This window comes from Vibrio frigidus (genome assembly GCF_042465995.1).
Lineage (GTDB): Bacteria > Pseudomonadota > Gammaproteobacteria > Enterobacterales > Vibrionaceae > Vibrio.
The window spans coordinates 181,424-195,216 of sequence record NZ_JBCDMC010000007.1 but is presented as its reverse complement, the minus strand read 5'-3'; the positions used below and the strand labels follow the sequence as shown (position 1 = coordinate 195,216).

General features: G+C 42.8%; 11 protein-coding genes. 3 read left to right on the top strand and 8 right to left on the bottom strand.

All coding sequences use genetic code 11. The features are described from left to right. Positions 1-131 precede the first annotated feature (131 nt). The 5 genes from crl to vcdP form a co-directional block, all read right to left on the bottom strand. A complete protein-coding gene (crl, locus tag AACW90_RS13680; protein WP_275135759.1) occupies positions 132-536 on the bottom strand; it encodes a sigma factor-binding protein Crl in 405 nt (134 codons plus the stop codon). 95 nt (positions 537-631) lie between these two features. Beyond that, positions 632-1,888 carry an esterase FrsA gene (frsA, locus tag AACW90_RS13675; protein WP_390235366.1) on the bottom strand — a complete coding sequence of 419 codons (1,257 nt, stop codon included), beginning with the start codon at positions 1,886-1,888 and terminating at the stop codon, positions 632-634. Positions 1,889-1,980: 92 nt separating this feature from the next. Further along, positions 1,981-2,439, bottom strand: coding sequence for a xanthine phosphoribosyltransferase (gene gpt, locus AACW90_RS13670; RefSeq protein ID WP_195702432.1), 459 nt, complete (start codon positions 2,437-2,439; stop codon positions 1,981-1,983). Positions 2,440-2,481: 42 nt separating this feature from the next. Further along, positions 2,482-3,771: an NCS2 family permease gene (locus tag AACW90_RS13665; RefSeq protein WP_390235362.1), complete on the bottom strand. Its 1,290-nt coding sequence runs from the start codon at positions 3,769-3,771 to the stop codon at positions 2,482-2,484. Positions 3,772-4,253: 482 nt separating this feature from the next. Then, positions 4,254-4,340 carry a small protein VcdP gene (gene vcdP, locus AACW90_RS23105; RefSeq protein ID WP_502226697.1) on the bottom strand — a complete coding sequence of 29 codons (87 nt, stop codon included), beginning with the start codon at positions 4,338-4,340 and terminating at the stop codon, positions 4,254-4,256. Between the two features lie 436 nt (positions 4,341-4,776). Here vcdP and AACW90_RS13660 point away from each other — a divergent pair, with 436 nt between their 5' ends. Next, complete coding sequence (locus AACW90_RS13660; protein WP_390235359.1) at positions 4,777-6,246, top strand: aminoacyl-histidine dipeptidase; 1,470 nt, start codon at positions 4,777-4,779, stop codon at positions 6,244-6,246. Between the two features lie 238 nt (positions 6,247-6,484). On the opposite strand, the gene AACW90_RS13655 is transcribed toward AACW90_RS13660, so the two are convergent. After that, positions 6,485-6,733: a DUF3622 domain-containing protein gene (locus tag AACW90_RS13655; protein ID WP_390235356.1), complete on the bottom strand. Its 249-nt coding sequence runs from the start codon at positions 6,731-6,733 to the stop codon at positions 6,485-6,487. Between the two features lie 471 nt (positions 6,734-7,204). Continuing rightward, a complete protein-coding gene (gene purL / locus AACW90_RS13650; protein ID WP_390235353.1) occupies positions 7,205-11,098 on the bottom strand; it encodes a phosphoribosylformylglycinamidine synthase in 3,894 nt (1,297 codons plus the stop codon). A gap of 295 nt (positions 11,099-11,393) precedes the next feature. Here purL and mltF point away from each other — a divergent pair, with 295 nt between their 5' ends. Both mltF and AACW90_RS13640 read left to right on the top strand, forming a co-directional pair. Continuing rightward, a complete protein-coding gene (gene mltF, locus AACW90_RS13645; RefSeq protein ID WP_390235351.1) occupies positions 11,394-12,971 on the top strand; it encodes a membrane-bound lytic murein transglycosylase MltF in 1,578 nt (525 codons plus the stop codon). Between the two features lie 145 nt (positions 12,972-13,116). Continuing rightward, the gene (locus AACW90_RS13640; protein ID WP_347997712.1) at positions 13,117-13,257 is read left to right on the top strand and encodes a hypothetical protein; all 141 of its coding nucleotides are present in this window, start codon (positions 13,117-13,119) and stop codon (positions 13,255-13,257) included. A 21-nt stretch (positions 13,258-13,278) separates the two neighbouring features. Here AACW90_RS13640 and tadA read toward each other — a convergent pair whose 3' ends face one another. After that, the gene (gene tadA / locus AACW90_RS13635; RefSeq protein WP_390235348.1) at positions 13,279-13,788 is read right to left on the bottom strand and encodes a tRNA adenosine(34) deaminase TadA; all 510 of its coding nucleotides are present in this window, start codon (positions 13,786-13,788) and stop codon (positions 13,279-13,281) included. Between the last annotated feature and the right edge of the window lie 5 nt (positions 13,789-13,793).

Genomic DNA, 13,793 nt, shown 5'->3' with positions numbered 1-13,793 from the left:
CTACATAAAGTTGTAATTCGAAGAGATGTTTTAACAATCCATCTTAATTTGTACAAGCATAAAAGGCGCATAAATGCGCCTTTTTATTATTATTTACTGTGAAAGTGCTTTTTTCACATTAAAAACACAAATTAGACAAACTCTTCTGACTCATCATGAAGGGTAAACTCCAAAGCAAAACGCTCTTCAAGTACTTTGCTTAATTTCTTCAGAAATTCTTCTTGGGTTCGGGCAACTTCTTGTTTGAATTTTTTCGGCACATTTGCCGTAACCCAATTACCTTCGGTGTTGTACTTGCCGACTTGAAATTTTGCGATGAATCCATTTACAGCATCGTCTTCCTTGGAGGAATCGAGTTCCATCCACCAACCCCAAAATTCACGTAACTCTGGAGATTTTGTGTCATCCACACAAACAGAAAGACAGTCAAATATATATTTGCCATCGTGCGACTCAGACTCTCTTAGATAAGGGCCTATTGCTCTTAACGCCGTTATCAGTCGAAAATGAGTTGGGCTAACCACCTTGTTCGCCATACGATACTCCATATCGATATAATTATTATTTATAACTTCCAGTGCCAAATGTTGCGCAACATTTCTATGCTATACAGAAAACAACGAAACTGCTATCAAATTAACTCATCCTCCAACCACTTAATCGCTAAATCGAGTGATTGCTCATACCCAACGGAAATAGAATCGGATGGTATCTGCTTCGCTTTGCCATAATGACTAAAAATTGCGGCAAGTCGATTGTCTGAGTGGGGAGAAACAGGATCGCCCTCTAATGACAACGCTAAAACTGGTACTTTTGTACGTTTACTTGTCAAAAAACCTTGAACTTTCAACGACCAAGCCATCATTTGTCCGGCTAAACTGTGTACATCTACCGCTGTTTTTCCTAATCGGGAGGCCAGTACATCCAGATACATCTTGGGCATGTTTTTTACTTTTTCAGGTGACGAGAACGTATCGTGAAGCGGCGCCCCCATCACTACACAGGCTTTGATTTTATCTTGCTCAATAAATGCAAGCCTTAGCATGGCATTGCCACCAAAGCGATAACCCAATAAGCCGACTTTGTGGTGATCGACCCAAGGCAGGTTAGGCAGTTCATTCAGAACCGCACGATGCAACTTGCAAGAGTCTTCGGTTAATTGCCAATGACTACTCGACCCAATAGACGGCATATCAATCGTTAACATACCAATTCCCATCGGAGCTAAATAGTCTTTAAAAATCCGCCACAGGTCGGTCTTTAAACTGTCCAAACCCGCACTAACCATCACTACAGGTTGCGGCTTATCTGTATTAGGGAGGTGCAAGTTGGCTTGTATTTTTTTGCCTTGGAAAGAGACTTCGAATTGACGAGTCACGTATTTGCTCATCTTCATGGCTTCATCGTGCGCGGAATTTGCTAACACTTGAGCTTGAATAGCTAGGTTATCCCCCTTCAGGTGAGGGTAACCAGCGATACTGTAGCAGAGGCTAGCATAGAAAAACTCATCGGAAGCTTTCTCTCCCGACTCTTTCTCTCTCGACAAGGCAGCAGCAAGCTTTTGATGACGCATTCCAAGCTGTGTCCATTCATACGCCCAGTTACCAGAACGAAACCCGATAACGGTATCTAGCCATTCATCTTCGGTTCTGGAATGTTCGGAAGAAGCGATCTTCGACAATACTTCTTCTTGTTCTATTGGGTCTATCCCTTGCCATATCCACTGATAGCGACGAACATTACGATACCAAGCGTAATGGTCTTTCTCTTTTTTTTCCTTGAGAAACTCCACGCTACTGGGCATATAGTTTATCAAGCCAGAAGTTTCTTTAGCTTGCTTGTGCTTTTTGAAAAGCGTTTCAGAAAGATTTGCATTGGAATCAGACATAGTTCACTACTGTGTTAGGCCATAATTAATTACATCATATAAAAAAAAATGCTCCTATACAGGAGCATTTTCAAATTTGCATAAATAAATAACTATTTTCTGTTGATTGGGTCAACGTAGGCGATTTCCATATCCCACGGTTGTTCAATCCAGGTATCTTGAGCAATATCGACAATATATTCGTCAACTAAGTGAGCGCCTGCTGGTTTAGCGCTTACGGTAACGAATTTTGCTTTAGGATACATCTCCCGAATCTTACGAGCAGTGTCTCCGCTATCCACAAGATCATCCACGATCAGATAACCTTCACCGTCACCTTCTGGCGCTTTAACAACCGTCATATCACGTTGGTGATCATGATCATAGCTAGAGATACAGATAGTATCAACATAGCGAATACCTAGTTCTCGGGCCAAAATCGCCGCAGGAACCAAACCACCACGGCTTACACCGAGAATGCCTTTCCACTGTTCAGCAGGCATCTGCTTCTCAGCGAGTTGACGACAATACATATGCATATTGTCCCAAGTAATGATGAACTTGTTACTCATATTATTATTAACCTGTTTGGACTTTTCACACTTATTCAATAATTAAGCGAAAGCAAATTTTAGTACAAAAACGACAGCAAGAACCCAAACACTCACTGGAACTTCCCGACCTTTACCACTCAATCCTTTGATAGCTGCATAAGAAATAAAGCCAAGCGCAATACCATCTGCAATAGAGTAAGTAAGCGGCATAAGCAAACAGATAACTACCACAGGGGCCGCTTCTGTAAGATCACGCCAATCGATAGATACCAATCCAGACATCATCAAAATTGCTACATAAAATAGAGCGCCTGATGTCGCATATGCTGGGATCATACCTGCTAATGGCGAGAAGAATAATGCAAGTAGGAATAAAATGCCAACGACAACTGCAGTTAATCCTGTACGACCACCGGCCGCAACACCAGAAACACTTTCAATATAAGAGGTTGTGTTAGAGGTTCCCAATAACGCACCCACCGATGTTGCGGTAGAGTCAGCAAGTAGAGCACGGTTTAGACGAGGTATTTTACCATCTTCTTTTATAAGGTCAGCTTTTGTCGCTACACCAACTAAAGTGCCGGCAGTATCAAACAGGTCAACAAATAAGAAAGCAAACACAACGGAGATCATACCCACTTCAAATATAGAGCTAAAATCAAGCTGCATAAATGTAGGCGCGATACTCGGTGGCATAGAGAAAACACCGTGATATTGCACATCACCGAAAATAATACCAAGTACCGTTACAATAAGAATGGCAATCATTACTGCCGCTTTAAAACCTCTGTGTACTAAGGCGATAGTAATGAAAAAACCTATTGCCGCTAAGATAGCTTGTAGAGACGTCACTGAGCCAATAGAAACTAACGTTGCTGGGTTATCACCAACAATGCCTGAACCTTGCAAGGCAATAAATGCGAGAAATAGACCGATACCAGCAGAGATCCCGGTTCTCAAAGACATAGGGATAGAATTAATTATCCACTCACGAATTTTAAAGATACTTAATAGGATGAACAACAGACCAGAAACAAACACTGCCGCAAGTGCAACTTGCCATGTGTAGCCCATTCCAAAAACAACTGAATAGGTAAAGAATGCATTTAGGCCCATACCTGGAGCCTGAGCAATTGGATAGTTAGCAACAAACCCCATAATGAAGCAACCAATAGCAGCAGCAAGGCAGGTAGCAACAAAAACAGCACCGCGATCCATTCCGGTTTCAGACAAAATCGCAGGGTTTACAAAAATGATGTAAGCCATGGTTAAAAAGGTTGTCACACCTGCGATAACTTCAGTCCGAACATCGGTTTTGTTCTCACTGAGTTTAAACAGCTTTTCCAGCATAATTAGTCCCTAAAATATAATTCATAAAGTTAAGTAAACGATTGCGTAAACGATTGGCGCGAATTATAAAGTTATCAAATGGCAATTTCCAGCAGGATTAGGATATAAAATGGTTTTTTATTCGCGAGCATGAAGATGAGTAAATGAAAATAGGCAAAGAAATAAAGTTAACTACCTGTTTTAAAGCAATTTATACCAAAAGATCATGCAGTTATCAATGTGGTGTTTTTTTATCCCATTGACTAATTAACTGCTGTTTTTATTGCCTAATTACGTAGATAAGCTACAGAAAATAGAGAGTAAGAATAATAATCAATACCTATTGATAAAAACGCCAAACAATGTAATGGATTACATTGCCTGAATAAAAAAAACGCTACTTCAATAAAAGTAGCGCTTGAATCAGAACAACCTAACGGTTGCCAAAAATTCTAATATTGGGGGCGAACATTTAAGTTCAAATCACAATAGCGCGATTACAATTAGTAACCGAAGCTAATAGGATACTGAAAATTCTGGGTATATACAGAATGTGAAACCCAAAATGTTGAAGAAACTAAACCTTTCATATCTATCACCTTAATTCAATTAAACAAACTATGTTCTCGGTTCCGTGGAGGCGATATTCGGGCTCATCCTTTGAGCAATGTGTCTTCATTTTGGAAGACGGAAATACTATATCATGATGAAATAAAATTACAACAATAAAGGTGACTTGAATCACATTTATTTTGTTTTGATCTTATTTTACGTTATTAAATTACACAATGAGTATGGCGTATTGAAAACCTCTTTTATCTACGTCATATCTCAGAGTGATTCCACTTCTGTAACTAAAGTCTGGGTGATATGATGCGTGCTTTCTTTACTTCGTCAAAGATTGAATCATTCTATAATGATGATTGTTGAATCCGAATCACCAATGGGTTCAGCTATTAACCATGTCTTTGTTGCGCTATTAAGTTGAATTCAAATTAAAGCTTTGGACAAAAATAGGAGTTACCTGTGTCTAAACATCACTCGGAAATCAGTTCTCTGTCACCGACACTCATTTGGCAGTTTTTTGATAAAATTTGCTCTATACCTCACCCTTCTAAGCACGAAGAAGAACTCGCCCAATACATTATTAATTGGGCACAGGAGCAAAAGCTCGAAGTCAAAAGAGATCCTACTGGTAACGTATTTATAAAAAAACCAGCAACGGAAGGCATGGAAAACCGCAAAGGTGTTGTGCTTCAGGCTCATATCGATATGGTGCCGCAAAAAAATGACGACACAAAACATAACTTCGAGACCGACGCTATTAGACCTTACATTGACGGTGAATGGGTAACAGCAAAAGGAACGACTCTGGGTGCAGACAACGGCATGGGCATGGCCTCTTGCTTGGCTGTACTGGCTTCAGATGACATAAAACATGGTCCTTTAGAAGTGCTTCTTACTATCGATGAAGAAGCAGGGATGACTGGCGCATTTGGCTTACAGAATGGTTGGCTAGAAGGCGACATTCTACTCAACACGGATTCTGAGCAAGAAGGTGAAGTGTACATGGGCTGCGCCGGCGGTGTAGATGGTGCGCTTACCTTTGATATTAAAAGAGAAGAGATACCAACAGGCTACGTTACCCGAGAGCTGTCAATAAAAGGGCTTAAAGGTGGTCACTCAGGCTGTGATATCGATACAGGACGCGGTAACGCCAACAAGCTACTCGCGAGATTCCTTGCGAGCCATGCCCAAGAGCTCGAGCTTCAATTAGTCGAATTCAGAGGCGGTAGCCTTCGCAATGCAATTCCTCGTGAAGCCTTTATTACCGTGGCACTGCCAATGGTTAATGAAGGGCAGTTAAATGAACTATTTACTCAGTTCATCGCCATGCTAAGAGCAGAATTAGGCAAAGTGGAAACGGGAATCCTCTCTTACTACGAAGTCGCCGAGACCAACTCTCAGATGATCAGCGTAGAATCTCAAACACGATTTATTCAGGCACTTAATGCCTGTCCAAACGGTGTTATCCGAATGAGTGATGACATTGAAGGCGTAGTCGAAACCTCTTTAAACGTTGGTGTTATTAACACCAAGAAGAATAAGATCACCGTGCTTTGTCTGGTTCGCTCATTAATCGATTCAGGTCGTAGCCACGTTGAAGGTATGCTGACATCGATCGCGAAACTTGCCGATGCTAAGGTTGAATTTAACGGTAGTTATCCCGGTTGGAAACCCGATGCTAACTCAGAAATCATGAGCGTATTTAGAGATACTTACGAAGGTATTTACGGTAGAAAACCAAACATCATGGTTATCCATGCTGGTTTAGAATGTGGCTTATTTAAGGAACCATATCCAAATATGGATATGTTATCTTTTGGCCCAACTATTAAATTCCCTCACTCTCCAGACGAGAAAGTGAAGATTGATACCGTTGCCCTCTATTGGGAGCAAATGGTGGCAATTTTGGAAAACATACCGAAGAAGTAATAATGCAATTAATATAGAGATAATTCCGCAGGCCGTTCAAGACATCCATGTTCACTTAGCAAAGGGTATCCTTGCCCTTTGATGTCTGCTCCATTATATCTATATCATTAACCCGCTAGTTTTCTAGGTTGGTATAACATAATTGTTAGTATTACGATTGACATAAACAAAGGGCAGGCTTTCGTAGATACAAAAGCCTGCCCTTTTTGTTTTTATTTACCTTATCAAAAGATAAATTCTATTCTTTTTCTGCTTTACGCTCTGCAGATTTGCGGTCTGCAGATTTGCGTTTGTTTCTCTCAGCTTGCATTGCAATAAATGCTGGCAACTCTCTTTCGCCCCATGCTATCGCTTCTGCTTCAGTTTCAAAACCCATTTCTCGCTTAGATACCGCTGTACGTTGAGCGGTGACTTGGCGAACGATTTCGGCAGCCCAGCCATTTCGTTTTTCAATAACTTTATAGCTAAACTTTTTACTGACACTCATTTTCTTTCCTACTCACTGTACATAAAAGAGCCACTACTCTTTTCAATCCGCGCATTAAACCATATCAGAGGAACAATTGCTGTAAATTTGGCTCGGTGATCTCCAATAAAAAGCGAAGATAATTTCAATTTTACAACTTAACAGAGAAAAGAGTCTTTATCCCTACTTTCGTGTAATGCTGTTTGGTTAATGCTACATACTTCGTCATTCTCGTGAAAACGGGAATCTTGGTGATATTAGATCCCCATTTTCATGGGGATGACGTTGGTTTTCATGGGGATGACGTTGGTTTTCATGGGGGTGATGCTGGTTTTCTTGAGGATGACGAAAATTCGATACGTTAATCAAACTATATTATATTTTCACAGATATACGAGTGTCCAAGGAATGGCTATAGATTTGGTTTAGAAAATGAAAACGCCCTTAGTTTTTTGTAAACTAAGGGCGTTTCAATATCCAATTAACTGTTATTTAGCCAACGTTCACACGAGCGTTGCGGAACATTCTCATCCATGGGCTATCTTCGCCCCATGAATCAGGGGCCCAGGAGTTAGCAACCGTGCGGAATACTCGCTCAGGGTGTGGCATCATAATGGTAACTCGACCATCCGTCGTCGTTAAACCAGTAATCGCGTTAGGTGAACCGTTCGGGTTATTTGGGTATTGCTGGGTTGCATTACCTAAATTATCAACATAACGGACCGCTACCGTGCCTGAGTTTTCTATCGCATTTAGGTGTTCTATATCACGTACTTCTACTTGACCTTCGCCATGAGAAACCGCGATAGGCATCCGAGACCCTTCCATACCACTAAAGAAAACCGAATCCGATTTCTGGACTTCAACCAAACTAAAGCGAGCTTCAAAACGCTCGGACTCATTGCGAACAAATCGTGGCCACAACTCTGCACCGGGAATGAGTTCATGTAGATTAGAGAGCATCTGGCAGCCGTTACAAACCCCTAAAGAGAACGTATCTTCACGCTTAAAGAAGCCTTCAAACTGATCTCTCGCTTGGCTGTTAAACAAGATAGATTTCGCCCAACCTTCACCAGCACCAAGTACATCACCATAAGAGAAGCCACCACAAGCGGCTAAACCGTGATACTCGTCGAGTACCACTTGACCGGTTAATATATCACTCATATGTATATCGGTTGCTTCAAAGCCCGCGCGATCAAACGCAGCGGCCATTTCTACATGAGAGTTAACACCTTGCTCTCGCAAGATAGCCATCTTAGGTTTCGCACCTTTTAGAATATAAGGTGCTGCGATATCTTGATGAACATCGAAACTAAGGTCGACATTAAGCCCTATGTCGCTGTCGTCAGATTTTGCAGCGAACTCTTGGTCGGCACATTTAGGATTGTCACGTAACCCTTGCATTTTGTGCGTCGTTTCAGCCCAAATAGTACGGAGTTCTGTACGAGAACGCTCAAGTACAACAGTATCGTCATAGCTAATAACGATGCTGTCCGACCGCTCGACTTCGCCAATGACATGGCTAAGCTCCGCTAAACCAAAGGAGGCTAAGGTAACCAGAACCGATTCAACGGATTCACTCTGAACCTGAATGACAGCACCAAGCTCTTCATTAAATAGCGTAGACAACGTATCGCTGCCCAGCAATGCAATATCAGCACTCAGGCCACAATGCCCTGCAAAGGCCATTTCAGCCAGTGTTACAATAAGACCGCCATCGCCTTTATCATGATAAGCCATCACCTTGCCTTCACGAACAAGTGTCTGAATAGCGTCGTAAAAACCCTTCAACTGTTCTGCGCTGTCAACGTCCGCAGGTTTATCACCCAACGCCTTGTATACCTGAGCAAATGCAGTTGCACCCATACGGTTTTTACCGTTACCCAAATCGATATAAAGTAGACTGGTTTCGCCTTTATCCGTGCGCAGTTGTGGCGTCACGGTTTTACGTATATCTTCAACTCGAGCGAATGCAGTAATAACCAGACTTAGTGGTGACGTCACTTCTTTCTGTTCGCCGTTCTCTTCCCATTTTGTCTTCATCGACATCGAATCTTTGCCAACAGGAATGGTTAATCCAAGTGCAGGGCATAGCTCTTCACCCACGGCTTTCACCGCTTCGTATAAACCGGCGTCTTCACCGGGATGACCAGATGGCGACATCCAGTTTGCAGACAATTTAATATGCTTAATGTCACCGATATCCGTGGCGGCAATATTGGTCAGTGATTCACCTACAGCTAAGCGTGCAGAAGCGCCAAAGTCTAACAAGGCCACTGGGGTGCGCTCACCCATCGACATGGCTTCACCATGGTAGGTATCATAACTTGCTGCGGTTACCGCGCAGTTTGCTACAGGAACCTGCCAAGGACCCACCATTTGATCGCGAGCAACGAGCCCCGTTACCGATCGATCACCGATAGTAATCAGGAAGGTTTTTTCTGCCACGGTTGGCAATCTAAGCACACGGTCTAATGCTTCGTTTACTTCGATACCTGCCATATCCATTGCTGAATTGTTTACTTTCAAGGTTGTCGCATCGCGATGCATCTTAGGCGCTTTGCCAAGAAGAATGTCCAATGGCATGTCGATGGGAGTGTTGTCGAAGTGTGAATCTTCTAACGTTAGATGGCGTTCTTCTGTCGCTTCACCAACCACAGCATATGGTGCACGCTCACGCTTACAAATGGCATCGAAGCACGCCATATTTTCTGGTGCAACAGCCATAACATAGCGCTCTTGAGATTCATTACACCAAATCTCTAATGGGCTCATACCCGGCTCATCATTCGGAACGTTACGCAGTTGGAATTTACCACCACGCTCACCGTCGTCTATTAACTCAGGCAATGCGTTAGAAATACCACCTGCACCAACATCATGAATAAAGGCGATTGGATTCTCTTCACCCATCTGCCAACAGCGATCAATCACTTCCTGACAGCGACGCTCCATCTCTGGGTTTTCACGCTGAACAGAAGCAAAATCCAAGTCTTCAGCGGACTGACCAGACGCCATAGAAGATGCCGCACCGCCCCCCAAACCAATATTCATCGCTGGACCACCGAGCACAATTAAGCTTGCACCTACAGGGATCTCTTTTTTCTGAACATGCTCATCACGAATGTTGCCTAAACCACCAGCGATCATGATTGGTTTGTGGTAACCACGAACTTCTTCGCCATTGTGAGAGTTCACTTTTTCTTCATAAGTACGGAAGTAACCAAGCAGGTTTGGTCGGCCAAATTCGTTATTAAAAGCCGCGCCACCTAGAGGACCTTCTAACATAATATCTAAGGCGTTAACGATACGGCCAGGCTTGCCAAAGTCGGTTTCCCAAGGCTGTTCAAAACCAGGAATACGCAGGTTAGAGACGGCAAAGCCCACCAAGCCCGCTTTGGGTTTCCCACCAATGCCCGTCGCCCCTTCATCTCGAATCTCACCACCAGAACCAGTTGCAGCGCCCGGCCAAGGAGAAATCGCCGTTGGGTGGTTATGTGTCTCCACCTTTATCAGAATATGCGCGAGTTCTTGATGATAATCATATTGACGGTTATCAGGGTTAGGGAAGAAACGACCAACATGAGATCCGGTCATAACAGCGGCATTATCTTTATAAGCAGAAAGAACATATTCGCTGTTGGTTTCATACGTATTCTTAATCATTTTGAACAATGATTTTTCTTGATCTACGCCATCAATAGTCCAATCTGCATTGAAAATCTTATGACGACAGTGCTCAGAGTTTGCCTGAGCAAACATCATCAATTCAATATCATTTGGATTGCGACCTAGTTTTGTAAAACTCTCGACTAGATAGTCAATCTCGTCGTCGGCCAACGCTAGGCCTAATGCGATATTCGCTTCTTCCAATGCTTGTTGACCACCAGACAAGATATCGACATCGGCAACCGGAGCAGGAACTGCAACCTTAAATAACTGCGCGGCACTGTCTGTATCGGTAAACACCACTTCCATCATTCGATCGTGAATCAGTGCATGGATTTGAACAAGTTGTGAAGGTGAAAGCGTTGACGATGACTCAACATAATAAGCGGTACCACGCTCCAATCGCCTAACCTTGCTTAGGCCACAATTGCGCGCTATATCGGTTGCCTTAGAAGACCAAGGTGAAATTGTGCCCGGACGTGGTGTCACCAACAGTAGGTTTCCTGCTGGTTCGTGTTCTTGAATAGTTGGACCGTAAGTAAGTAATTTTTCTACTTTTTCAACCTCTTCGCTATTTAAGTCAGCGGTTAAGTCGGCAAAGTGCATAAACTCAGCGTAAATATCTGTAATTGGCAGATCTTGTTCACGGCAAAGTTCTAGTAACTTGTTAACTCGAAACTCAGATAGAGCTGGGGAGCCACGCAAAATTCTCATGTGCTTAGGTCTCTTATGCAATTGATTTAGTTGATATTGGAATAAATTCAATATGTTATAATAAAAAATTGAATTTATTCCAATTTCACCTACCTGTTTTGGCCGTATTATAGAGGAAAAAGTTTTGTGACGTAACACCAAAAGCAACCGTTTGCGTCATTTTTTGATAATCCAGCCAATAAAGCTAGAAATAGCTTATAACCTGCAAATAGTCACTGTTTTCTTTAATGATTCTTTGCCGAACATTGCAGCTCTGCTATAAAGAGCATAGTCAATCGATAAAGAACCTCTTTTAATGCGTAATTTTTTTAACCATTACTGGTACAAAACATCTCTCATACTTATTTTTGGGCTTTTCTTAGCCGGTTGTCAGATCGAATCTGATCCAAAAAGTGAATTAGATAAAGTTCGTGAAAGAGGCGTGTTAAGAGTGGGTACACTGAATAACCAACTCGCCTATTATATTGGTCCCGACGGCCCTACTGGCTTAGATTATGAGCTTGCAAAACGCTTTGCCGACGAACTCGGTGTAAGACTAGAAATGAAACCCGCTTATCGTTTATCCGGGTTGTTCCCTGCATTAAAAAACAGTGAAATCGATATTATTGCGGCGGGTATTAGCCAAACACCGGATCGCATACAGTCATTTCGCGCTGCACCCGCGTACTATTATGTTAGCCAACAGCTTGTCTACAAAGCAGGAAGTTGGAAACCAAGAAGCATTAAAAACTTAGTCGCAAGGCAACAAAAGAACCCTGAAGACATCTTAACAATCGTTTCAGACTCTCACTTCGTGCCAACATTAGAAAATCTTAAGATTGAATACCCTACGTTGCAATACTCCACCAGCAAGGACTCCGATGTAAAAGATCTACTTCGACAGGTTTCTACCGGGGAGCTCGCTTATACCATTGCCGACTCAGTAGAGCTCTCTTTAACCCAACGTCTATACCCAGATATTGCGCTCGCACTCGAACTGACCGAAGACCAGCCTATTTCCTGGTATATGAGAAAAGCAGATGACGAAAGCCTTTACGCCCTGTTGATAGAGTTTTTTGGAGAGATAAAGCAATCGGGTGATTTGGCCACACTTGAAGAAAAATACTTTGGTCACGTAGAAACCTTCGATTACGTCGATACCCGCGCCTTTGTTCGAGCTTTGGATAGCAAGTTACCAAAATGGGAATCCCTCTTTAAAGAACACGCAGGTAAGTTTGATTGGCGCTTAATAGCCGCCCTCTCTTATCAGGAATCACACTGGAACCCTAGAGCAACGTCACCGACAGGCGTTCGTGGCATGATGATGCTTACGCTGCCCACAGCGAAGCTCGTGGGCGTCAAGAATCGCCTAGACCCAGAACAAGCTATCTTAGGTGGCGTCAAGTATCTACAGCGTATTGTTGAACGGGTACCTGATTCCATACCAGAGCATGAGAAAATTTGGTTTGCCCTCGCCTCCTATAACGTCGGTTACGGACACATGATGGATGCTCGTCGCCTAACACGTTCACAAAAGGGCAACCCCGACTCTTGGGCCGATGTAAAAGAGCGATTACCGCTGCTTAAAAAACGTAAATATTACAGTAAAACTCGATACGGCTATGCCCGAGGAGATGAAGCCAGAAACTATGTCGAGAACATTCGACGTTATTATCAATCTATTATTGGTCACGTTGAACAGCAGCAAGCCTTAAGCGCTGATATCGATATTGATGGTATACAGGTTATCGACGTACCATTGCCTCCAGAAGAGAATGGGGAACTGGTAGGCCCACCAGAGAAAGGGCAATCAACCCTACTTCCAGCAGCAAAAGAGAAAGAGCCGGCATCAGAACAGAAAGAACCAAAACAAGAAAAGTCGGTACAGCAATAATCGAAAAGCAGATAATTCATTTATCTGCTTTTTTTTCATCTGCGCTATTCATCATTTGGTAATAAACTATCTTTATAAAGAACGCTTACAAAAAATGATAAAACGACATAACCTAAATTAGGGTTACATAAAAAGGAGAGTGACAATGCACTCTATTAGAAAGCAGTCAAAAAGCCTCGCGACGAAAACGTCATCAGCGAACCGTCGAAAAAGAATGCTGGCCAACAATAAAAAGAAAGTGATCTGGCGTCACAGAGCTTATGTTCATGGCGAAACATTTGACTAGTTTCTCTACTCCATAAGAAACTCAGACGGTTTGATCTGTTTTTAACTCTTTCTTCTCTTTACGTCTTCGTTTAAAGAAAGATTGCAGCTGAATTCGGCACTCATCTTCCAATAATCCGGCCTCTACATCGGCATAATGGTAAGCCGCTTGGGTATCAAACAGATTGAGCACGCTTCCAGCAGCCCCAGACTTTAGATCCGGCGCACCATAAACAACGCGTTTTACTCGACTATGCAATAACGCACCTGCGCACATAGGGCATGGTTCCAAAGTGACATATAGAGTGGTATCGACTAAACGGTAGTTCTCTAGTACTTGCCCCGCCTGTCTTAACACCTGTATTTCAGCGTGAGCGGTAGCATCGTGATCACAAATAGAACGATTAAATCCTCGAGCAATAATCTCCCCATCCTTAACTAAAACAGCACCCACGGGTACTTCTCCTGCCAATTCAGCTTCATGAGCAAGCGATATAGCTTGGCGCATAAAATACGCATCTTGTTCAGAAAATGGGTTCGTGTCGGTCGTCAATGGAG